General features: G+C 58.1%; 21 protein-coding genes, 4 tRNA genes and 1 pseudogene. 13 read left to right on the top strand and 13 right to left on the bottom strand.

Going from position 1 to position 22,141, the window contains the following annotated elements; translation table 11 throughout:
* Positions 1–103: 103 nt before the first annotated feature.
* The 3 genes and pseudogenes from dtd to ABRP98_RS06105 form a co-directional block, all read right to left on the bottom strand.
* Positions 104–546: pseudogene (dtd, locus tag ABRP98_RS06115) on the bottom strand (D-aminoacyl-tRNA deacylase).
* Between the two features lie 41 nt (positions 547–587).
* Complete coding sequence (locus ABRP98_RS06110; protein ID WP_349858072.1) at positions 588–2,165, bottom strand: DUF7782 domain-containing protein; 1,578 nt, start codon at positions 2,163–2,165, stop codon at positions 588–590.
* A 48-nt stretch (positions 2,166–2,213) separates the two neighbouring features.
* Positions 2,214–2,597 carry a DUF3099 domain-containing protein gene (locus tag ABRP98_RS06105; RefSeq protein WP_349858071.1) on the bottom strand — a complete coding sequence of 128 codons (384 nt, stop codon included), beginning with the start codon at positions 2,595–2,597 and terminating at the stop codon, positions 2,214–2,216.
* Positions 2,598–2,735: 138 nt separating this feature from the next.
* Between ABRP98_RS06105 and ABRP98_RS06100 the strand changes: the two genes are divergently transcribed.
* Together ABRP98_RS06100 and ABRP98_RS06095 are read left to right on the top strand one after the other, a co-directional pair.
* The gene (locus ABRP98_RS06100) at positions 2,736–2,987 is read left to right on the top strand and encodes a DUF3039 domain-containing protein (protein WP_349858069.1); all 252 of its coding nucleotides are present in this window, start codon (positions 2,736–2,738) and stop codon (positions 2,985–2,987) included.
* Positions 2,984–4,747 carry a DEAD/DEAH box helicase gene (locus ABRP98_RS06095; RefSeq protein WP_349858067.1) on the top strand — a complete coding sequence of 588 codons (1,764 nt, stop codon included), beginning with the start codon at positions 2,984–2,986 and terminating at the stop codon, positions 4,745–4,747. The genes ABRP98_RS06100 and ABRP98_RS06095 overlap by 4 nt, the downstream gene beginning before the upstream one ends.
* Positions 4,748–4,893: 146 nt before the next feature.
* Here the strand turns inward: ABRP98_RS06095 and ABRP98_RS06090 are convergent, their stop codons facing one another.
* Together ABRP98_RS06090 and ppgK are read right to left on the bottom strand one after the other, a co-directional pair.
* Positions 4,894–6,372: an RNA polymerase sigma factor gene (locus ABRP98_RS06090; RefSeq protein ID WP_284769679.1), complete on the bottom strand. Its 1,479-nt coding sequence runs from the start codon at positions 6,370–6,372 to the stop codon at positions 4,894–4,896.
* A gap of 196 nt (positions 6,373–6,568) precedes the next feature.
* Positions 6,569–7,327, bottom strand: a complete 759-nt coding sequence (gene ppgK, locus ABRP98_RS06085; protein ID WP_349858064.1) for a polyphosphate--glucose phosphotransferase — start codon at positions 7,325–7,327, stop codon at positions 6,569–6,571.
* Here ppgK and ABRP98_RS06080 point away from each other — a divergent pair.
* Together ABRP98_RS06080 and ABRP98_RS06075 are read left to right on the top strand one after the other, a co-directional pair.
* A complete protein-coding gene (locus ABRP98_RS06080) occupies positions 7,326–8,213 on the top strand; it encodes an inositol monophosphatase family protein (RefSeq protein ID WP_349858062.1) in 888 nt (295 codons plus the stop codon). The genes ppgK and ABRP98_RS06080 overlap by 2 nt on opposite strands.
* Before the next feature lie 111 nt (positions 8,214–8,324).
* Positions 8,325–8,615 carry a DUF4193 domain-containing protein gene (locus ABRP98_RS06075; RefSeq protein WP_023022651.1) on the top strand — a complete coding sequence of 97 codons (291 nt, stop codon included), beginning with the start codon at positions 8,325–8,327 and terminating at the stop codon, positions 8,613–8,615.
* A 705-nt stretch (positions 8,616–9,320) separates the two neighbouring features.
* On the opposite strand, the gene ABRP98_RS06070 is transcribed toward ABRP98_RS06075, so the two are convergent.
* Positions 9,321–9,791, bottom strand: a complete 471-nt coding sequence (locus ABRP98_RS06070) for a DUF3093 domain-containing protein (protein ID WP_284771497.1) — start codon at positions 9,789–9,791, stop codon at positions 9,321–9,323.
* Between the two features lie 103 nt (positions 9,792–9,894).
* Between ABRP98_RS06070 and dut the strand changes: the two genes are divergently transcribed.
* The 5 genes from dut to dxs all read left to right on the top strand — a co-directional run bounded on the left by dut (position 9,895) and on the right by dxs (position 15,340).
* Positions 9,895–10,368 carry a dUTP diphosphatase gene (gene dut / locus ABRP98_RS06065; protein ID WP_349858060.1) on the top strand — a complete coding sequence of 158 codons (474 nt, stop codon included), beginning with the start codon at positions 9,895–9,897 and terminating at the stop codon, positions 10,366–10,368.
* A 13-nt stretch (positions 10,369–10,381) separates the two neighbouring features.
* Complete coding sequence (locus ABRP98_RS06060; protein WP_349858058.1) at positions 10,382–11,353, top strand: DUF3710 domain-containing protein; 972 nt, start codon at positions 10,382–10,384, stop codon at positions 11,351–11,353.
* 25 nt (positions 11,354–11,378) lie between these two features.
* Positions 11,379–12,086: a DUF3159 domain-containing protein gene (locus tag ABRP98_RS06055; protein WP_349858118.1), complete on the top strand. Its 708-nt coding sequence runs from the start codon at positions 11,379–11,381 to the stop codon at positions 12,084–12,086.
* Positions 12,079–13,335, top strand: coding sequence for a class I SAM-dependent RNA methyltransferase (locus ABRP98_RS06050; protein WP_349858056.1), 1,257 nt, complete (start codon positions 12,079–12,081; stop codon positions 13,333–13,335). Before ABRP98_RS06055 ends, ABRP98_RS06050 begins: the two co-directional genes overlap by 8 nt.
* Positions 13,336–13,441: 106 nt before the next feature.
* Positions 13,442–15,340, top strand: coding sequence for a 1-deoxy-D-xylulose-5-phosphate synthase (gene dxs, locus ABRP98_RS06045; RefSeq protein ID WP_349858055.1), 1,899 nt, complete (start codon positions 13,442–13,444; stop codon positions 15,338–15,340).
* Here dxs and ABRP98_RS06040 read toward each other — a convergent pair.
* On the bottom strand, positions 15,337–16,557 hold the full coding sequence (locus ABRP98_RS06040; protein ID WP_349858052.1) for an HRDC domain-containing protein: 1,221 nt from the start codon (positions 16,555–16,557) through the stop codon (positions 15,337–15,339). The two genes, dxs and ABRP98_RS06040, sit on opposite strands and share 4 nt — an antisense overlap.
* A gap of 1 nt (position 16,558) precedes the next feature.
* On the bottom strand, positions 16,559–17,233 hold the full coding sequence (locus tag ABRP98_RS06035) for a DUF3000 domain-containing protein (protein WP_349858050.1): 675 nt from the start codon (positions 17,231–17,233) through the stop codon (positions 16,559–16,561).
* 150 nt (positions 17,234–17,383) lie between these two features.
* Between ABRP98_RS06035 and hemQ the strand changes: the two genes are divergently transcribed.
* A complete protein-coding gene (gene hemQ, locus ABRP98_RS06030; protein ID WP_349858048.1) occupies positions 17,384–18,085 on the top strand; it encodes a hydrogen peroxide-dependent heme synthase in 702 nt (233 codons plus the stop codon).
* 91 nt (positions 18,086–18,176) lie between these two features.
* Here hemQ and msrB read toward each other — a convergent pair whose 3' ends face one another.
* From msrB to ABRP98_RS06005, 5 genes are all read right to left on the bottom strand, one after another.
* Entirely contained in the window at positions 18,177–18,593 is a 417-nt protein-coding gene (gene msrB, locus ABRP98_RS06025; protein WP_023022629.1) for a peptide-methionine (R)-S-oxide reductase MsrB, read from the bottom strand.
* Positions 18,594–18,603: 10 nt separating this feature from the next.
* Positions 18,604–19,755, bottom strand: coding sequence for a glycosyltransferase family 87 protein (locus ABRP98_RS06020; RefSeq protein ID WP_349858046.1), 1,152 nt, complete (start codon positions 19,753–19,755; stop codon positions 18,604–18,606).
* Between the two features lie 6 nt (positions 19,756–19,761).
* A complete protein-coding gene (locus tag ABRP98_RS06015; protein ID WP_349858044.1) occupies positions 19,762–20,460 on the bottom strand; it encodes a pyrimidine reductase family protein in 699 nt (232 codons plus the stop codon).
* 45 nt (positions 20,461–20,505) lie between these two features.
* Positions 20,506–21,408 carry a DMT family transporter gene (locus ABRP98_RS06010; RefSeq protein ID WP_349858042.1) on the bottom strand — a complete coding sequence of 301 codons (903 nt, stop codon included), beginning with the start codon at positions 21,406–21,408 and terminating at the stop codon, positions 20,506–20,508.
* Positions 21,409–21,495: 87 nt separating this feature from the next.
* Positions 21,496–21,570 (bottom strand) — tRNA-Val (locus ABRP98_RS06005).
* 255 nt (positions 21,571–21,825) lie between these two features.
* On the opposite strand from ABRP98_RS06005, the gene ABRP98_RS06000 reads away from it, so the two are divergent.
* The 3 genes from ABRP98_RS06000 (at position 21,826) to ABRP98_RS05990 (ending at position 22,141) form a co-directional block, all read left to right on the top strand.
* Positions 21,826–21,901 (top strand) — tRNA-Gly (locus tag ABRP98_RS06000).
* A gap of 54 nt (positions 21,902–21,955) precedes the next feature.
* A tRNA-Val gene (locus tag ABRP98_RS05995) sits at positions 21,956–22,027 on the top strand.
* Positions 22,028–22,065: 38 nt separating this feature from the next.
* Positions 22,066–22,141: transfer RNA gene (locus ABRP98_RS05990), tRNA-Gly, on the top strand.

The following is a 22,141-nucleotide window of genomic DNA, read 5'->3' as shown; positions in this document are numbered from 1 at the left end:
ACAATATCGAACTCTCTGCGATCTAACTCATAAATAATCGTGGGTGTGAGTGAGCGCTCGTGCAGGTAATTGCCAGATGATGAGAAAAATGCGTTAGAGGAGATTAGGTCTCGACCAAAACCGTAAACGGGCCTTCGTTGACGGAAGATACGCGCATCATAGCCCCGAATTGGCCTGATTCAACCGCGATATTGCGCTCGCGAAGGTGCTCGATGATGTACTCGATGACCGGCTCGGCCTCTTCCCCGGGGCCGCATCGGCCCACGATGGGCGCCGCCCCTTGGCGGTGCGGCCATAGAGCGTGAATTGGCTGACTACCAATACCGGTGCTCCAGCATCAGCGACCGATACTTCACCTTCCAGGATGCGCAGCTTCGCGATCTTGCGGGCCATCTTTTCCGCGCGCGGTGCCCAATCGTCCAAATCCTCCCTGGAAACACCGACGAGGGCTAAAAGTCCGCCGGTCTCAGGGCAATCGATGGCGCCGACGGTTTCGCCTGCAACCGTGACCGCGGCTTCGGATACGCGGGTTAGTACTGCGCGCATAAAAGTCTCTTCCTTTCTCAGCTATACGGCGCTATTCGGTGTTAATCGGCGTGGGTAGCCGGGGAAGCGTCGTCCTCGAGCAGCAGATCGGCAGGGATGAGCAGGCCGTGGCGGACCATATCGATAATGGCGGGAAGCGCCGCCGCGGTCAGTTCTGCTTCATCGAAGCCGTGCGCGGCCGCATAAAGGCCCACGGTCTCGGCAAGGTTGAGCCCGTAGGGAGATAGGCCCGCAACGATTGCGGCCAAGTGCTCATCAACTTCGTGGCTCCACCGGGGCCCATCGGTACGGGTTAGCCGGATTACCGCCCGGTTAAATCCTTGTTTGTTATCGGTATCGGCCACACTGACTTCTTCCTTGGCCACCTGTGGGCGTACCTGGAAGTGCTTGCCCTCCAGCTCACCAGGAACCAAATCGCGCAGCCACGCCACGCGGGCGAAGTATTCTTCCACCTCGGGTCCCAAAGGATCACTAAAGTGCTGCGGCATTTCTTCGGCCAAGATATCGGAGGGCTCATCATCGGCGATTTTTTGGATGGCGACGAATCCAAACCCGATACCCGTGACATCGTGGTCGTGGAAATGATCCAGCCACGCCTTGGAGCGAGCCTTGCCCTCATCGCTGCGCACATCCAACGATTCATCCTTGAGCCACGTAGATACGTAGAGGGAAGGATCGGCGATATCGCGCTGAATGATCCAAGCGGCTATACCCTTATCCGGCAGCCACGAGGCCACGCGCTGCTGCCAGGTCTGCCCGCTGGTATGTACCCAGGCGGCGAGCAAGTGTGCGGTTCCGCCCGGGGTGAGGTGATCCACCGCCTGGGATACCACCAATTCGCTGGCCCCATCCAAGTTCAGGCCAGAATCGCGGTAAACATGGCCCACCTCAGGGAGGCCAACGACAAATGGGGGATTGGCCACGATGCGGTCAAAGGTGCGTCCCGCAACGGGCTCGAACCACGAGCCCTCAACAAGTTCTACCTCGGTGCTGGACCCCGCAGCAGCGACTGTCGCCGCTGCCAAATCAAGCGCGCGCCGGTGGACATCTGTCGCGGTAATGCTGTGCGCGTTCTCGAGCTGACCCAGCAATTGCACGCCCGAGCCGGTGCCCAAATCGAGCACCGTTGATACCGGGCTTACCGGCGTCGATTGCAAAAGCGAAAGGCTTGCCGCCCCGACGCCCAAGACGTGATCCGCGCCGGGGACGTGGTCCACCAGCGAGGCATCGACATCGGAAAAGACGAGGCGGTTGGAGCCAACGATGATATGGGGCCGGATATCGAGGGCAATGTAGATGCTGCCGCGATCATCGGAAAGCGCCACGCCGGCATCCAGGAGCTTGGTGGCAAGGCGGGCCCCGAGGGCATCGGCAAGCAACGTGGCAGGCAGATGCTCATGCAGCAGGAAGAAGCGAATGAGCGTATCCAGCTGGGTATTACCCGCAGTCCCGCGCGCCACCGCGGCAGGCTCACCGCGGTAGAGGGCCTCCGCAAGCTCCGGGCCCAAATGCCCCGCTAAACCATCGGTAGTAAAACCGGCCTGCGAAAAAGCCTCCCCCAACTCTGGGGCAAGATCACGCAGCCCGGCGGCATCGAAGTGGGGGCCAAAGGACGTCATACTGGGAGAAGTTCCTTTCCAGTCGTACTATTCATGCTGATGATGCGGTTAGTCGGAGGCAGTATCGTCATGGTCAATAACGGAATGCTTAGATTCGATTGCCGTGGAGCCGCCGCGGGAAATCTGTTGGTTCTGATACTGCGAATATAGCTGACGATTCATCGCGGGTTTATAGACATTTTTATCGCGCTTATCCTTCTTCTCCCCGCGGCTATTGCCAATGACCACGGCAATCCACGGCAAAGGAAAAGTCACGCCCACGATAATCGCCGCGAGGAACCACCAATGCAGGTATAAAAAGACCCCGGCAACGAGCAGGGACGGCACGCGCAAGAATTGAAAAAAGCCGTACCACAACTCCCGGCGCCTGCGATCTTGTGCGGGCGAGAGCTTGGCATCCGTAATGAGAAAACGTTCCTTTTTGCGAAACACTTAAACTACGCACCTCCCTGGAGCACGGCGCGTAGCCCTACAACAGGGGACGGGAAAGCCGGCGTTGGCGTGCGTAGAGTGTGCATGTTCTCCAAGGGTAGACGCATGACTCGCAAAGTTCGATGCTGATGCGGCAAAATGGGGTGCGTGACTACGACTACGAAGACAATTGAACGGCCAGATATTCGTGAAGACACTTCGACGACGGATAATGACACGCCGAAGTTCTTCCACTACGTCAAAAAGGAACAGATCCTCGATTCCGCGGTCAACGGCAAGTACGTCGTTGCCCTGTGCGGTGAGACCTTCCCGGTAACTAAACAGGCAAAGCCGGGCTCGCCGGTCTGCCCCGATTGCGAACGCGTTTTTAAGGGTCTTCGCCGCAAGTGAGGACGTTTAAGAAGACGAACCTCCGCGCGTGGCAGCAATCAGCCCTCGATAAATTCCTCGCCACCAAGCCACAAGACTTTATGGCGGTGGCGACCCCAGGTGCGGGTAAAACCACCTTTGCTCTGCGCATCGCGACGGAGCTCATGGAAGACCGCACGGTGGAGCGCGTCATCGTCGTGGTGCCTACCGAGCACCTGAAGACGCAGTGGTCTGCCGCCGCCGCGCGGGTGGGCTTGGCCTTGGATCCTGCCTTCACGAACTCTTCTGCTGTTAACCCCAGCATGGATGGCATCGTGGTGACCTATGCCCAAGTGGGTATGCACCCCTTCAAGCACCGCGCCGTTGCGTCCGCGCGGCGCACGCTCGTGATCTTGGACGAGATCCACCACGCCGGCGATGCCAAAAGCTGGGGCGATGGTGTGAAGGAGGCCTACGACGACGTCAACCACCGCCTTGCGCTGACCGGTACGCCGTTTCGCTCCGATGAATCGCCCATCCCCTTTGTGCGCTATGAGGACGATGGGGAAGGCCATAAGGTCTCGCGCGCCGACCACACTTATGATTACGGCGATGCGCTTGCCGATGGCGTCGTGCGCCCCGTCGTCTTCCTGTCCTACTCCGGCGAGGCTCGCTGGCGGGACTCCGCCGGGGAGGAGCACTCTGCGCGCTTGGGTGACATCATGAACGTGGAACAAACCGCGCGTGCCTGGCGCACCGCGCTTGACCCCAAGGGCGAATGGATCCCGGCCGTACTGCAGGCGGCGCATACCCGCTTGATGCAGATGCGGCGCAATATGCCGGATGCCGGCGGGCTCGTGCTCGCTTCCGATACGACCACCGCTCGCGCCTACGCGAAAATCCTCAAGCAACTCTCCAATACCCCCGTCTCGGTTATTTTGTCCGATGACCCAGGCTCCTCGGACCGCATTCAAGAATTTGCGGACTCCACCGATGAATGGATGGTTGCCGTCCGCATGGTGTCCGAGGGCGTCGACGTGCCCCGCCTCGCAGTGGGCGTCTACGCCACCTCCGCGTCGACCCCCTTGTTCTTCGCCCAGGCAATCGGCCGCTTCGTGCGCTCCCGCATGCCTGGCGAAACCGCCTCGGTCTTCCTTCCCTCCGTCCCCGTGCTGCTCGGCCTTGCAGAGCACATGGAAAAATCCCGCGACCACGTCTTGGGCAAAGAGAAGACGGAGAAAGAAGGCTGGGACGACGAGCTGCTTGAGCAAGCAAACCAGAAAAAGACCGAACCAGATATGCTGGAAAAGTCTTATGAGTCCTTAGGCGCCGAAGCCGAGTTTTCTGGCCTGCTCTATAACGGCTCGCAGTTTAATACCGGCGATATGACCTCTGATGAGGAGGCCGATTTCCTTGGCATCCCTGGGCTCCTCGATGCCGACCAGGTCAAAGACCTCTTGCGCAAGAAACAATCCGCGGAAATGGACCGCCGCGAGGCTGAGGAAAAGGCACGCCGGGCCGCCGAGGCAGAAGAGGCCCACCGCCGCAAGATTTACGGCATGGGTCATGCGCCAGCCGCGAAGCAACAAGAGTCCGATGCCGCGGAGGATACCGGCGTGGTTGATGAGCTCGGCGCGCTGCGCAAGGAGCTTAACACCGTGGTCTCCATCGCCGCGCAGAGCTCTGGCCGGCCGCACGGTGCCATCCACACCGAGGTCCGCAAGGCCTGCGGTGGACCGCCCACCGCGTTATGCAGCGCGGAGCAACTGCGCGAGCGTATCAATTACCTGCGCAAGTGGTAGAGCGCCTCTCCGTCGCTGGTTGGCTGCTGGCCGGCGGTTGGCGCTGCGCCCCTTTCGTCGCGCCAGCCCGCAGGAGGGAATTAGGCACATAAAAAGGCCGCACCATGGTGGTGCGGCCTTCATTTTGTGCAGGACGGGCGAGTTATCTAGTCGAGGTAATCGCGCAATACCTGCGAACGAGAGGGGTGGCGCAGCTTCGACATCGTCTTGGACTCGATCTGGCGGATGCGCTCGCGGGTAACGCCGTAGACTTGGCCGATCTCGTCTAAAGTGCGCGGCATGCCATCGGTAAGCCCAAAGCGCAGGCGCACGACGCCGGCTTCGCGCTCGGACAACGTCGTCAGCACGTCCTGGAGCTGGTCCTGCAGCAAGGTGAAGGACACGGCATCGACGGCGATGACGGCCTCAGAATCCTCGATGAAATCACCCAGCTGGGAATCGCCCTCATCACCGATGGTCTGGTCCAGCGAGATGGGCTCACGCGCATACTGCTGAATCTCCATCACCTTTTCTTCAGTGATGTCCATTTCCTTCGCGAGCTCCTGTGGAGTGGGCTCGCGGCCCAAGTCCTGGAGTAGCTCGCGCTGGATGCGGCCCAGCTTGTTGATGACCTCCACCATGTGAACCGGGATGCGGATGGTGCGGGCCTGGTCAGCCATGGCGCGGGTAATAGCCTGACGAATCCACCACGTGGCGTAGGTAGAGAACTTATAGCCCTTGGTGTAGTCGAACTTTTCCACCGCACGGATAAGGCCCAAGTTGCCTTCCTGAATAAGGTCCAAGAAAGCCATGCCGCGGCCGGTGTAGCGCTTGGCCAAGGAGACCACAAGGCGAAGGTTGGCCTCCAACAGGTGGTTCTTAGCCTTGCGCCCGTCCCTTGCGATGCTGCGCAGGTCGCGCTTTTCCATGGGGGAGAGCTTGGCAGCCTTATCGCCCTCCGCACGAGCCTTTTCCATCTCATCCATGCGGTGCTGCGCGTACAGGCCAGCCTCAATGCGCTTTGCCAAAGAGACCTCCTGCTCCGCATTCAGCAGGGCAACCTTACCGATCTGCTTAAGGTACGCGCGGACGGAGTCGGCGGAGGCGGTCAGCTGTGCATCCTTGCGCGCCTGGCGCAGGGCGACGGATTCTTCCTCATCCCAGACCGAGGACGTATCTTCTGCTTCGTCCTCGTCTTCTTCTTCGCCCAACTCTTCCTGGATATCGTCTTCATCCAGGTCAGTGGGGGCATCGAATTCATCTTCTTCGATGTCCTCATGGGTGGGCTCGAAGTCGACGTCATCCGCAGGGGCGTCTTGCTCAACGGCGTCGAGCTGATCCTCTGCGTCCTCAGCTTCCGACGGTGCTTTCTCCGCGGAGTTTGCGGGGGAGTCTTGCGGTTCTGCCGCAGAGGCTCGCACGGTCTTTTTGACAGCTTTTTTGGCTGATTTCTTCGCCGACTTCTTGGCGGTCTTCTTAGCCGTTTTCTTGGCAGTCTTTTTCGCCGTCTTTTTAGCTGTCTTCTTGGCGGTTTTCTTCGCCGTTTTCTTTGCCGTCTTTTTGGCGGTCTTCTTTGCAGGAGTAGATGCCTCGACTGACTTGTCGTCCTCGCCGAGTGCCTGGTCTGAAGAATCAGTGGCTGCCACGTACGCCCTTTCGACTTACTACTTGATGGAAATAGCTCACCGCACCCGCACAGGGTGGCAATAGCATTATGAATGCTAGCGGGTGTAGGCCTTATGCAGGTCAGACACGCCCGAGAGCCATGCAATTTTGGATCGACCGCCCAGTATAGGCGATTTTTGCACAATGCCGGTAGATAGGGTTAATGCAACGGCGAATTTATGGCTCTAGGCCTTCCAATACAGCCATCGCTGCACCTACAATACCTGCACGATTTTGCAGTTGTGCAGGCATAACGGGGGTATCAATAGTTAAGTGGGGTCCCCATTTGTGGAATTTGCGAGATATGCCACCCCCGATGAGGAAAGCTTGGGGGTTAAATAACTTCTCGTATTCCTGCAGCACGCGATCGAGCCGAACCGCCCACTCCTTGTACTTCAACCCTTCGCGTTCTTTGGCTGCGGAGGATGCGATCGCTTCGGCCTCGTCAGTTCCCACAGTGAGGTGTCCAAGCTCAGTATTGGGAAAGAGCTGCCCGTTGAGGAAGAAGGCCGAGCCGATGCCGGTTCCCAGCGTCAAAAAGATGACTGGCCCGGTTTTAGCCAACTCGTTTCCATACGCGACTTCCGCAAGGCCTGCAGCATCGGCATCATTTAAGACCACAAAGTCAACGTCTAGATAACGAGAAAACAACTCAGTGGTATCCACACCGACCCACTCAGGTGAGATATTGGCAGCGGAGTGCACCGAGTGGTTGGACACCACCGAGGGCAAGGTGATGCCGACGGGCTTGTCCCACTCTTTTTCGCCCACAATCTGGGCCACTACCGTGGCTACCTCATGTGGCGTGGACGGCTGTGGGGTGGGGATCTTTAGCCGTGGGCCCACGAATTCACCGTTTTTGAGGTCGACTTCGGCGCCCTTAATGCCGGAGCCGCCAATATCGATGCCAAAAGAGTGGCCAGTATGAGTAGTCATGCTCGCAAGTGTAGAAGAAGGCACAATGGATGGCATGGATCATGACATAGATTTTCTGCAGCTGCGAGATTTTGCGGAATCTACCGCAATGCGTGCGGCGGAACTTATTCGCGCGCGCCGTGCGGACTTGGTGGCTGGAGACGGTATTGCGGCACATACTCAGACAAAGTCGAGCGCCGTCGACCCGGTAACGGAGGTTGATACCGCCACCGAGGAGTTTATTACGCGCACGATTAAGGAAAGCCGCCCTGGCGATGGCCTATTGGGTGAGGAAGGCGCGAGCTTCGACGGGACGACCGGGGTGAGGTGGCTCGTGGATCCCATCGACGGAACCGTAAATTTCCTTTACGGCATTCCGGACTATGCGGTCTCGATTGGCGCGGAATACGACGGCCGCTTGGTAGCGGGTGCAGTAGTCAATGTGGCACGGGGGCAAGTGTATTCCGCAGCAGCAGGCCAGGGTGCCACGGTTACCGCTGCGGATGGCACGCGGTCCTCACTACGGTGCGGTGAGCAAGACGATCCCGCGCTTTCCTTGGTAGCGACGGGATTTGGTTACGGCGCACAGCGGCGCAAGCAACAGGCGGAACTGCTGGCTAAGTTGTTGCCGCAGGTCCGCGATATCCGCCGCATCGGCGCAGCCGCCCTTGATTTGTGCCGCGTGGCAGAGGGGAGTGTTGATGCCTATTTCGAGCACGGTATTAACGCCTGGGATTTTGCCGCCGGTGCTCTCATCGCTCGCGAGGCAGGAGCTAAAGTCCATCACCCAGGGCTGGACAAGGGGTCCGCTGATGGTGAATTAACCTGGGCCGCGGGGGTGAAATTGGCACCCGCATTTGAGGAACTTTTGGCAGCACATGGCGCTAAGGAGGCGATGCGGGGGTGAAGGGTTAAAGAAATTTTTAGCAGCAGGATGACATATCGGTATTTGTCCTTTATTATGCGCGATCGATAAACAACTATTCCTAAAGCAACTCGACTTATAGGGGCGTGCAGTATGGCCACCGATTATGACGCACCGCGCCGCGGCGCAGAAGAAGAACTTGAAACTGACTCTTTAGAGGGACTGAAAGCAGCTGAACCCGAAAGCAATGGCATGGATGACGATGGCGAAATCGTCGAAGCATTCCAACCGCCATCAGTTGATCTTACCGGCGAGGAACTCAACGTACAGGTCGTTCCCCGCCAAGAAGACGAATTTACCTGCGGATCTTGCTTTTTGGTTCAGTCCAATAAGCGTTATTCGCACGAAGAAGATGGCATGCCCATCTGTAAGGATTGTGCCTAAGCAGCCGGTATTGGCCTAGCTAGTCGTTATTGCGCACAACCCAAATAAAGATTCATCCCTCCGCAGTTTGCAAAGGCAAGCGCGGCGGGGTTTGAAGTTTTCCTTGTTTAGCAGACACCCGATGTGCGCGGCACCTAACTGCGCGGGGTGTCTACTTTTTGAGGGTGCAAATCTTTTCAGTCATCCAGTTCTATCTAAGGCTGCTCGTCTTTGCCCTTCTTATCCGGATCGCTTCCTTGCTTTTGCTGTTTCTCCCATAGATATCTACGCACCAGAAAGATGGGCAATACTAAAACGAAGTAAAAAGCCATGTACCCCACTACGTGAAGGACGATGCCGTCAGAGCTCACTTCGCTCCAGGCAACCCCCCTCCACGTTTGATGAGGACACTCCACGCCAACCGGTTACTTGACTGACGTAGAATTCAGCGATGACCATGAGTGGCAGTATCACAAAGGAAAACCACCACGGAGGTATCCAGGGTTTCCCATCTTTCTGAGTTCTGCGTAGAGCTCCTCCGAAACCCATTGTGATCTCCTCCTAGTCCAACTTTTCACTGATGGTACAAGAACCCGCGTAAGGTGCGACCGAAAGTCTTCTTTAATGCTGTCATGCGGGGGCTTGCTCGGGGGGATGCAGTAGCAATGAAAACACTAACGGCACTCTCACAGGCGACGCCTTCCAAAAAGCAGCGACCCCTAGAATCTACGAGCCTTTTGCGTGCTGCTCTGGCAGGAAGGCGCGGAGCAGTTGGTCTGGATCTTTCGAGGCAATGAGCCAATATGGGGTGTCATCCTCCGGATCATTGAGGACCATCATGGCGTGCTCGTCAATCCACGCATGAGAGACCAAGAATGCGGCCGGATCGAATTGCGGGCCCAGTGCGTTATGGCGCGCAGACTTTGGAACGGTAATCGAACGAGAGACAACCTCATTGGGTAACTGCGCATCCTTGACTAGCAACCATCGCGTTCCATCTTCATCTTGTTCCACCTGCACAACGGTCCCAGACCACGTGATGAGCACCCAGATAGCGATGGCTCCGAGCAGGACTGCGGGAATGACAGTCCACCACACAGAGCGGTTGAGTCCTGCCGTAGCTGAGGTTAAAGCCACAACGATCGCTGCAAAAATCCAGAAGTACCACGGCACCCATTGGCGTTCGCGATACAACACTTTCGGGGCAGCGGGTTGAGGAGCAGAAATATCAGACACGCCTAGGCATTCTAGTCCACTCCACGCACAGAATGAACCGACTGGGGCAGGTAGGATTGGCTAAGTGACTGATTCGAATTCGCTACCGCAGGAACAAACGCCAGTAGGAGACGTCAAAATCAAGCGCCTCGATAAAGAGCTGCCGATGCCATTTCGGGCGCATCGGGGTGACGCCGGCGCCGATCTTTACGCCGCGGAGGCGCTTACCCTCCAACCTGGCGAACGCGCACTTGTCGGCACCGGTATCGCCATGGCCTTACCGCTCGGCACCGTGGGATTAATCCATCCGCGGTCCGGCTTAGCAGCTAAACACGGGCTGTCCATTGTCAATACGCCGGGTACCGTGGATGCTGACTACCGCGGGGAGATCAAGGTGTGCCTGATTAACCACGATCCCCACACCCCGATCGAGATCGAGCGCGGCATGCGCATCGCTCAACTCGTGGTACAGCGTGTAGAACTAATGGATTTTAGCGAAGTAGAAGACTTGGATGAGACCGACCGCGGTACCGGCGGCTACGGATCAACCGGGATTTAGGAAGGATTAAAAAATGGGCATTTGGCCATTTGGAAAAAAGAAAAACGATGACGGTCGCAAGGAAGAGCCGGAGAACTCTCAGCAATCGCAGCCGCAAGAGTCTGCCGCTGATTCCGCAGGATCGGCTTCGGCTGACTCGAATTCTTTTGAATCCGTAAAAGATACGGCTGCCGATGCCGCCGCAGCCTCGGGACAGGTGCCAACGGAGTTTGCCCACGACGCCGTGAATGGCGAAACCGGGCCCTTCGATGGCGATTCCGTCAATATCGAAGACTTTGACTTTTCTGATTCTTCCATCGGCATCCTCGACCTTGGCTCGATGCGCATTCCGCTGCCAAAGGACTCCCAGGTCCAGGTGGAAATGGGCGAACAAGGCCCAAAGATGCTGCACATTGTCACCAAGGCGGGCCGTATTACTCCCGTTGCCTTCGCAGCTCCGCGCAAGCCCGGTCAGTGGGCAGAATCCGTGGAAGAAATCAAGGAAGGCATGAGCCGCGATGGGCTTTCCGTTACCACCGAGCAAGGCCCTTGGGGGCTGGAAATCGTTGGCAAAAATGACAACGGCCAACTCCGCGTCATTGGCGCTGAGGGCCCGCGGTGGATGCTGCGCTTGACTCTTGCAGCACCTACCGGCCTTGAAGAAGATTTGGCGCAGATCGCGCGCGACGTAGCATCGCGTACCTTTGTCTACCGCGGTGAGGATCCCATTTTGGCGGGCAATGCACTGCCGGTCATCATGCCAAAGCAGCTGGTGGAACAGGTTAAACAAGCCATGGAAAAGCGCCAGCAGGAACAATCCGGCGCAAATGCCCAAGGTCAGCCGGCCCAAGGCCACCCAGAAAACGGAGTAGGCGGCCCCGATCCTGCCGCTGAGGCGGAAGCGGAAAAGCAACTGCGCGATTTGGGCGCGCAGCCACCCGAGGGGGACAATGAATCTCCCGCACATGACAAAGACAAGGGGTCTAACCCCGATACCGATAAGTAAAGCAGAACGCTACGTGAGTAACTCTTTGCCGGAGCCGCAGGCTCCTCAGCTAAGCGACGACCAGGACCGCGATACTGAACCAACTCTGTTGGAACAAATGGGAGGCCTACCCGGCCTCGTCGCGGCCACATTGCCCATCGTCGTCCTTATTCCGGTCAACAGCCTCTATGGCCTCACCCCAGCGCTCATCTCCGCGCTGGGTGTGGCGGTAGTGATCGCCATCTGGCGCATTGTTCGCAAACAGACTGTTCAGCCGGCCATATCTGGCCTTATCGGGGTGGCCATTTGCGCCGCCATCGCATGGTTAACCGGGGATGCCAAAGGCTACTTCCTATACGGCATTTGGATGTCGCTGGCCTTGTTTATTGCCGCAGCGCTCTCCATCCTTTTCCGGTGGCCGGCCGTAGGCGTTATCTGGAAGGGCTTGAACGGCGATGATATGGCCTGGCAGAAGGTAAAGCTTGCGCGGAGGGCCTATTCCATCGCCACCGCCGGGTGGGCCGTTATCTTCTTAGCGCGGTTTATCATCCAGCGCGCGATTTATGATGCCGGGGAGACTACCGCATTGGGAATTACCAGGATCGTCATGGGCTGGCCCTTGACGTTGTTGGTGACCGCATTAACCGTGTGGATGGTGCGCCGCGCAGACGCTTCAGTAGAAGAGGCAGAAAATGTCGGACGTGCCACAAATTCAAATCGCAGTACACAAGAGCTCGAGGCAGAAAATGAATGAGTTCGCAGTATCTCGCGGGGACACCGTAGAGGTCACCATTGACCGCATGGCCCATGGTGGACTCGGCATAGGCCACGCCCCGGATGGGCGCGTCGTCTTCGTTCCCCGGGCTTTTCCTGGTGACACGGTTCGCGCAACCGCCAGTAAGGTGAAAAAGTCTTTTATCAAGGGCGAACTCGATAGCATCGTCACCGCAGGGCAACTGCGCGTACCCAGTAGCTGTCCCGCCGCGGAGCTAGGCGCTGGGTGCTGCGATTTTGCTGAGTTGGATCCCGCAGCGGAAATAGACATCAAGATGGATGTCTTCCGCGAACAGCTGCGCCGCAGCGGCATTGAGGGGCTCGAGTCCCTCACCATTGAGCAACATGATCTGCCGCCGGTACGGGGCTGGCGGACGAGGGTCCGGTTGGGCGTCGACAAGCAAGGCCGCGCCGGATTGCGGAAGTACCGCTCGAATGAGCTGGTCACGTCCGTCGGTTGTACCCAATTAGCAGATGGCTTGATTGATGGTCTGGTTGGGGATGGCGCACGGCGTTTTACCCCTGGGGCCGAAATCGTCGCGGTTCTTGATGGCGCCGGCAACCGGTATGTGGTGGAAACGCGCAAGGCCCCGCGAGGCAGGCGCGTGGAGACCATTCGTGAGGTCATCGAGGGCTCTGGCACGGTGGCCGAATACGTCAATGGCCGCGAGTTTTCCTTCCCCGCCACGGCATTTTGGCAAGCGCATGTGGCGGCGCCGGAGATTTATAGCGCTGTGGCAGGGCAGTGGCTGGCCGGCCGAGATTACCAGCACAAGATCGCTTGGGATTTGTACGGCGGCGTTGGACTATTCGCGCCCGCGTTATCAGAAGCCACCGGCGGAAAAGTCATTTCCGTGGACTATTCGCCCGCGGCAACGGCGACTACGCAGCCGGGGTTGCGCGATATCGATATTGCCGTGAAATCCGCCAAGGTAGAACAGGTTGCTGCGCAATTGCCCCAACCAGGTGCCGTGGTGCTCGATCCGCCGCGAACCGGGGCAGGCGAGCAGGTGGTCCGCGCCGTGGCGGAGGCAAAGCCCCAAGCCGTGGTGCATGTGGGATGCGATCCAGCGACCTTTGCCCGCGATCTGTCCCTATGGCAAAGCGCTGGGTATAAGCCCGAGAAAATGGCGCTGGTCAATGCCTTCCCCGGCACCCATCACTTTGAGGTAATCGCTCTTATTACCCCAGATAAGGCGGCGTATAACCCGGCGCAGGACGCTGTTTAATGCGAAAATACCCCGCCTGAATTAAGAAGCCGATATAAAAGAAAATACGGACCACGGGTACGGTGGATAGGAAGAACTAAGCACAGAAGGAGTTGAAGGCCGCTCCATGACTATCTTGGATACCATAAACTCGCCGCAAGACCTGAAGGCACTGCCTGCAGAAAAGTTGGAGGAACTTGCGGCGGATATTCGCCAGCGCCTCATCGATAAGGTATCGGTGACGGGTGGGCATTTGGGGCCCAATTTGGGCGTGGTGGAATTGACCATTGCGCTGCACCGGGTCTTTGATTCCCCGCGCGAGCCCATCATCTTTGATACCTCCCACCAGTCTTATGTGCACAAGATGCTCACTGGTCGCACGGCCCAATTCGATACCCTGCGCCAAAAGGGCGGCCTGTCCGGTTATACGGACCGCGGTGAGTCCGAGCATGACTGGACGGAATCCTCGCATGCTTCCGCCTCGCTTTCGACTGTGGATGGGCTGTCCAAGGCCTTTAAGATTCGCGGGGAAGGCCACCGCAATGTCATTGGCATTGTGGGCGATGGCGCCTTGACCGGCGGCATGTGCTGGGAAGCGCTCAATAATATTTCTGAAGATAAAAAGCGCAATGCAGTCATCGTGGTCAATGACAACGGCCGCAGCTATTCGCCCACCATTGGCGGCATTTCTGAAAACCTGGGGCGAATTCGTTCCCAGCATGGCTACGACGAGCTCATGGAGCAGGGCAAGCGCCGCTTAAAATCCATGGGCTGGGTGGGCGAGCGCGCCTTTGATGCGCTCCATGCCATGAAGGAAGGCGTCAAGTCCACCGTCTTGCCCACGGAGATTTTCCCAGAGCTGGGGATTAAATATATTGGCCCCATCTACGGCCATGACATCGATGGCTTGGTGCATGCGCTTTCCTATGCCCGCGATTATGAGGGCCCCATTATCGTGCATGTGGTCACGGAAAAGGGCCACGGATTTGCCCCGGCGGTCAATGAGCCGAAGGACCAGATGCACTCGACGGGTGCTATCGACCCAGTCACCGGTGTTGCCAAGGGCACCAAGCAACCAGGGTGGACGGCCGCATTTTCTGAAGAATTGATTGCGGCGGCGGAAAAGCGCGAGGACATCGTCGCGATTACCGCAGCCATGGCGGGTCCTACGGGGCTAGCTCCCTTCCAGGAGCGTTTCCCGGAGCGGTTCTTTGATGTGGGCATCGCCGAGCAGCACGCCATGGCCTCTGCCTCTGGTTTGGCTTTGGGCGGCATGCACCCCGTGGTGGCTGTGTATTCCACGTTCCTGAATAGGGCCGTGGATCAAGTGATCATGGATATTGCCTTGCTTAAGCTGCCGGTGACCATCGTGCTGGACCGCGCGGGCGTGACGGGATCTGATGGCGCCTCCCACAACGGAATTTGGGATATGTCCTTAATGAGCATTGTCCCTGGCATGCACATCGCCGCCCCGCGCGATGGTGCGCGCCTGCGCGAGCTCTTCCAGGAATCTCTGGACATTGATTCTGGGCCTTCGGTCGTCCGGTTCCCCAAGGGAAACCTGCTGCCCGATATGGAAGCCGTGGATACGCTTGCCGATGGCGTCGATATCCTCTACTACGGCGAGGCTGACGCCGGTGAGGACACCCCCGAGGTGCTCATCGTCTCTATCGGTGCGATGTCCGCGCGGAGCATCAAGGCAGCGCAAGAGCTGGAGAAGCAGGGGCTCAACGTCACGGTCATTGACCCGCGATGGGTCGCGCCAGTGGCAAGCTCCGTCATCGCTATGGCAGCAGATCACGATTTGGTCGTAACGGTAGAAGATGGCCTCATTCGCGGCGGAATTGGATCCATGATTGCTGAGGCTCTCGGCGCCGCAGAGGTGGACACCCCAGTGCGCCGCCTGGGTGTTCCTGGTTACTTCCCCAAGCACGGTTCCCGCGGCGAGGTTTTGGAAGAATTTGGCCTAAGCCCTGAGCTCATTGCTACATCGATTACCGAGTGGGTAGAAAACCTGACCGCTTAATGTGGCTGGGAGAATAGGCTCGCGATCAATGCCGGGGCAACGAGGTTGACCTGCCACGACCGCGCGCCTTCGCGCTCTAGGAAGGCGGGCACATCTTCAGGCTGGCTGATGGTTCCGCTCCCGCCAATGGCTGCCCACACGGTGGCGCGAAGGGTTGCGGGTCGAAGCAGCAGCTCCTGTGGCAGCCCGAGCTCTTCGGCGATATCCCCAATGGCAGCGCGGATCTCCTGATATTCCCCCCACTGCTGTGGATACTCCCTAGACCACACCGATTTCGAGGGAACGGTTCTTTCCTGGCGAAGCGGGCCCGGGCGCCCGCGCGGTGGAATATTCTGGGACTGCTGCACGGCCAGCAACCAGCGGTGCGCGACGCCCTTGCTCCGCCGTGGAAACCCCTTGATGCGGGTTAACTGCGGCTGCGTGCTGGGCAGGATCCGGGCTATCTCTACTAGTACCTTATTGGGCAGCACGCGCCCGGGCGCGGTATCGGTTCGCCGGCTAATATCATCGCGCAGGTTCCACAAAGACTGCGCCGCGGCGCGCTGCTTCCCATTCTTTAGGCTCGATACTCCCTTGATATCGCGCCAAGAGTGCGGCTGCGGGGCGGTGTCATTCGCGTGCTTGGCGACGATCGCCGCACATTCCTCCACCATCCAGTCCAGCTTTTCTTGTTCGGCCAAGATATCCCGCAGCGTCGTAGCCAATTCCAGTAAGAGCTCGACATCGAGTGCGGCATAAGCACGCATTTCTTCGCTGAGCCGCGGGATGGACCAGTCATCGTCGCCGTGGCCTTTCTCCAGCTGGACATCGAGAAGCTCCGCGATAATGGCGCCCAAATTGGTGCGGTGAAATCCTGCAAACCGGGCGGCTAATTCCGTATCGAAAAGAGTGCCAGGGAAAAGCCCGAGCCACCCAAGAGACGGGAGATCCGAGGGCGCGGCGTGAATGATCCAGTGCTGCCCATTGAGCACCGGAGCAAGCTCCCGGGTCAATTCCGCGCGGTGGCCTTCGGGGGCAAAAAGCATCGTCCCAGCGCCGTGCCGGCGAATCTGGATGAGAAAGGCGCGGTCATCGTACCGGTAGCCTGAGGCGCGCTCGGTATCGATGGCAAAGGGCCCTGTACCAGCGTGCAACCGCGCGGCGGCAGCGGCGAATTCCGCTGGTGTGGATAATACCTTCGGAATACCCTCTTTCGGCTGCTTCCGAAATTCCACCATCTTAACGGGCGAGTTCAGTAACGCCTTCAGGCGGCAGCCCCGCGACGTTGGCTAATACTTGTGCGAAGGCCTGCACGTGCGGTGCTAAATCCAGCCCCTCCGCCGTCCACGATGCGCGCATCTCAATCTGATAAGCGCGCGGGGGACCGCCGATCTCGCCGAAGCGGACCGAGGCGGTGGAGGTGACCGTACCACCGAGGTTGGTAATCTCCGCGCCTTCTTTTTCCAAGCCTTCATTGAGCCATTGCCAGGCTACGTCCGGAAGCAGCGGATCTCCTGCCACCGAATCATCCATATCGGCCTGGATATACGCCACCAAGCGCATTGGGCCCTCCCAGGCCTCTTCCGCGCCCGGGTCATGGAGGAGGATGAGGCGCCCGAAGGCATCGCCATCTGAATCGGTGGCGATGATATCCGGCTCCTCTTCCGTGCCCACCTCAAGGCCAATGGCGTGGCTAAAGGGCGCTAATCGCTGCGGTGGGCGAATGGACCCGAGGCTAATTTCTGGGCGAAGAGTGGCCGTGTGCATGGACTCAACCGCCTGAGTAAAAGCCGGTGGCGTCGTTGGCTCCTGTGCCTCGTCATTGCGGCGTAGGGAGGTAAAGGCTGCGCCATCTCCGGAGTTGGCTCCGGCATTCTTACCGGCGCTGGGCGTGCTCGATTCGGAATTACTCACCTTGATAAAGCTATAGTTTCACTACCTTGAGCTGGCGGAGGCGCGCCGATAGTGGGAGGTGCACAGGGGGGAGGGATGACAATCGGTCTAACTCCAACTTATGATGGATATGTCCGAATATTCGAATAAGCTTCTGCAAAGGAGAAGGCAATGGCGAAGCTCGATTTCAAGGAACTCAACGAGGTACAGCAATACTCCCAACACGCCGTTTTCAAGGTGATCCCCGGCGGGCTGGGCAGCGAGCGCGAGGAGATCATCTCCCAAGCCCAAGAATTCTTTGCGGAACTAGAAAAGGACAATAAGGTCACCGTCCGCGGCGTTTACGATCTGACCGCGATGCGCGATTCTGCGGACTTCATGTTCTGGTGGCACGCCGAGGAGTTTTCCGATATCCAGAAAGCCTTTGGCGATTTCCGCCGGGAGACCACCTTGGGCCAGGTGAGCGAAGTAACGTGGATTGGAAATGCCCTGCACCGTCCGGCCGAGTTCAATAAGTCCCACCTGCCTTCCTTCATCATGGGGGAAGAGCCCAAGGAGTGGATTTCCGTCTACCCATTCGTGCGTTCGTATGACTGGTACACGATGGAAGAAGAAAAGCGTCGCCGTATTTTGATGGAGCACGGAATGCAGGCACGCGACTACCCCGATGTGCGCGCCAATACCGTACCGGCATTCGCGCTTGGGGATTATGAGTGGGTCCTTGCCTTTGAAGCCGACGAGCTACACCGCATCGTAGACCTGATGTATAAGATGCGCTATACCGAAGCCCGCCACCACGTGCGTGAGGAAATTCCATTCCACACCGGACGCCGCGTGAAGGACATCGCAGAACTCATTAAGGTTCTGCCCTAAGATTTGAAATAAAAACAGCGCTGGGAGCCCCCTTAACTGGAGGGAGCTTCCAGCGCTGTCATTTGATCTCACTGCGCGTGGTAGTGAAATCCTAGTTTTCCTCGATGGGCTTTTCTTCCAGGTTCAAAGAAATAGAGTTGATGCAGTAGCGCAGGTCAGTCGGGGTATCGTAGCCTTCGCCTTCGAATACGTGGCCCAAGTGGGACTCACAGTTGGCGCATAGTACCTCGACGCGGCGCATGCCCAGGGAATTATCTTCCCGCTCGATAATCTTGTCACCGGCTAGCGGGGAGAAGAAGGAAGGCCAACCACAGTGGGAAGCAAACTTCTCGGTGGAACGGAATAGCTCCTCGCCGCAGGCCTTGCAGGAGTAGACACCCTCTGTGGTGGTATCTGTGTATTCGCCCACGTGCGGCGGCTCCGTGCCTGCTTCGCGCAATACGTAATATTCTTCGGGGCTAAGGCGCTTTTGCCAGTCGGCATCAGCAATGAGCTTAAAATCAGTCATGACTTTAAGTTTAATCCTTTATTTGCGTGGCACGCCACCAACCGGCAACGGAGGCGAAGATGATGACGATGAGCAGGCTCCACCCCACGGTGCCGGAGAAAGTGTTCATCCACCGCCCAGCATCCGGGTGCGCTTGCGACGTCCATGTCACTGGGGCCAAGAACAGGAATGCAGCCACCCATGCGCCCACCGAGTGAAAGACCGAGCGCGGTAGGAACACGGTGAAAATTAGCGGGAATAACCACATTGAATAATATTGCTGTCCTAGTGAGGACAAGAAGAAAATCCCGACCATAATCGTGCCACTCGTCGTCAGCGCCCAAAATACCGGTTCGGATTGTCGCCACCGCAGTAGTCCGAGCACCGCGCACCCGACCAAGGCGGCGAAGACTACCCACACCACCCAGTAGAGAACGGGGCCGAATTCCACATAGGCCCGCAATCCCGCCCAGGAGGAATTGGCATAATCGCGGGTCGTGGAAAGATAGGGCACCAGCTTGTCGAGGTAACCGCTAGCGCCCGGCACGAGCGGCCACGCTAGGACATTGAGAACGACCGGAATCCCGAGGCCCGCGAGGAGGTTGCGCCATTGCAGCTTGACCAAGGGCAAGAAAAGCAGGGGTGCGAATTGGGGCTTAATCAAAATGGCTAGCCCAAGGGCTATGCCGGAGACCCACGCGAGCTGCGGGGTGCGCTCAGACTCTAAGAAAGCCCATAGGAAAAGCGCCATGCAGAATAAGAGCACACCGTTGATATTGGTAAACGCCAAGGTGTTGGTGACTGATTCGGTGGCGAAGGCTAAAGCGATCGAGACTGGAAAAACCGGCGAGGTGAGCTTTCTTCCCACCACGTGGGTTAGCAGCGCCAGTGCGGCAATGATGGCAAGGGCGTTGACAACGATGAAAAGTCCGCGCGCGAGGCTGAAATCGAGCCACGCTAAAGGCGATAAGAATAGCGTTGCGCCTGGGGTGTAGAGATATAGCGGATCCACATGGTTATAAGCCTGTTCATACACCGGAATACCGTCGACCATGCGCTTAAGCGCGCTATAGACCGTAGTGAAATCATCAGTCAACGTCCCATTGCGCGCGACGATGAAGATGCGCTGAATGACGAGGAGAACGGCAATAGGCCATGCGGCGGCGTTTATTCGAGCAGTCACGACCTTTTAGTCTACGGACTCAGTAGTGCGCGAGTACCGCAGAAACACCGTGCTATCCGTATCGGCGGCAACATTTTCTAGCTGCATTCGGCGGTGGGAGTGCGTGCCATGAAAGGTAGCCACGGGTTTTTCTACGCCGGTGGAAAGGTGGGGATCCAGGGTTAAATACATCTGATCAATCGCATCGATATGCACCAGCTGGCCGAGCATTCCTGGCCCACCTTCGCAGAGGATGCGCTGGAATCCACGCTCCCGCAATACGCGGAGATAGTCCTGCATGGTGCCTTCACCGGCATCGATTACCTCTGCACCTGCTGTCTCGATGGAGCGCTTTCTCGCGGAGACCTCTGCGCTTTGCAACGCGGCGTGGGGGAGAAGGAAGAGCGGGGCAGTGGTGAAGTGCGTTAAGAATTTCGAACCCGGATCAAACTTCAAGCTTTGCGTGGGCACGGCGATGGGGGCGGGCTGTGAATCGGGAGAGTCGCGCTCTACTCCCGCATAATCTTCTGACCTGACTGTCTGCCCGCCAACGAAGACGACGTCCGCCCAGCCGCGCAGGGCCTGAAAAAGCTGTGCATCGGTGTCATTGCCCATGGCCTCTGAAAGATCGTTGATGGTGGCAGAACCGGTGAGGGTAGAAACCATATTGGCCCGCACGGCGGGCAGGTGAGCGGGTTCGGGGCCCAGAAGCGAAGCGATGTCCATGGTCTGCCAGTGTAATGGTTCTGCAGGTGTGAATCGTCCCGCTGGCTACACCAGCCGAATAAGCACCACACCGGTCAAAAGGAGGGCAATGCCCAGGACCTGGCGGGACTTAATGGGGGCGCCGCTTACGCGGTCAATGATGAGCGAGCCCAGCATCGAGCCAAGCAGGCCGGCGACGACGGTGAGGCCAGTACCAATCTGCGGAACGAGGGCGGCGTTGCCGAAGATGAAAAGCGCGCCCAATACACCGCCTATCCACATCCACCACGGGTTAGGTTTTCCTTCCGGGCGCTCGATGCGGGGGCGCCAGCGCAACACGATATTGACGATGACCAGGGCGGTAACGCCGACGGCGAAAGATACCAGCGCAGCGCTGACTGGGGAGCCCGTGACTTGGCCCAGATGTCCGTTGATAGCGGATTGGCTGGCGGTGAAACAGCCAAAGATAAACCCGGCGAGCCGCCAGAGCCACAGGGCGGTCGCGGAATCCTCGCTACTTGTTGCAGCGCTCGGGGTAGCTACCACCGCAATCACGCCGATAAGCACGATAATGGCACCGATGGCGCGCACTGCTGTGAGAGAAGATTGAGGGGACTCGAAGAGCCCGAAGTGGTCAACTATAAGACCCATGATGACTTGCCCCGCGATGGGTAAGACCACAGTCTGCACCGCGCCTAGGTGCGGAAAGAGGAGAATATTTCCGGTCAGTGCGACAACACCCAGCAAACCGCCGAACCAAATCCAAAGTGGTTCATCAAAAGCCTGTGCAATGCCGTAATCCCCGCCGGTCACGACGGTGGCCACGATAAGCAGGGTGACCGTTCCCACGGCGAAGGAAATCATCGACGAGGAAAACGGGGTACCGGTGGAGGCGCGAAGGCGAGTATTAACCAGCGTTTGTATCGGTAAAACCAGACCAGCAAGAATTCCCAAAAGTATCCACAACACGGGTGGACACTTTACTCAGTTAAGGCAAAAAGCCCACCTGAATGGGAAAAGCCCACCTAAGCGAAGAAAATAAGCTTAAGTGGGCGGTGGTGGTCCTAACTGGGATTGAACCAGTGACCTTTCCGGTGTGAACGGAACGCTCTCCCACTGAGCTATAGGACCTTGCGGGGGATAAATCTACACCCGGTGCATTCCATTTTCCTAATTGGCTGGATGGCAGGCGTGGAAGGTGGGGTAGACGCGGATATCCAGGGGAGGTTTACTCGTGGGGTAAATGACAATCCTGCAATTCACGGTGCGGAGAAATGCGTGATGTGTGTCTCGCAATAGGGGTGCTGGGCTGGGGATTTGGAAACTGACAGGGAGCACGATAATGTTTGTTCACGCACCGCAAAGCATTAAGCACTGCGGCGCGATGCGGATGTAGCGCAGTTGGTAGCGCATCACCTTGCCAAGGTGAGGGTCGCGAGTTCGAGTCTCGTCATCCGCTCCACGCTTTTCTTGAGGGTATTACACCACAAAGGGAAAGTGGAACTAAATGAATAGCGCGCGATTAGCTCAGTGGGAGAGCGCTTCCCTGACACGGAAGAGGTCACTGGTTCAATCCCAGTATCGCGCACAAGGACTTTGTCCTAGAAACCGGGCCTGGTTTCGCATGCGGATGTAGCGCAGTTGGTAGCGCATCACCTTGCCAAGGTGAGGGTCGCGAGTTCGAGTCTCGTCATCCGCTCCA

This window comes from Corynebacterium sp. KPL2838, from assembly GCF_040225455.1.
In the GTDB taxonomy this organism is placed as follows: domain Bacteria; phylum Actinomycetota; class Actinomycetes; order Mycobacteriales; family Mycobacteriaceae; genus Corynebacterium; species Corynebacterium rhinophilum.
The sequence above is the reverse complement of the archived record's forward strand: the minus strand, read 5'-3'. Positions and strand labels throughout refer to the sequence as shown.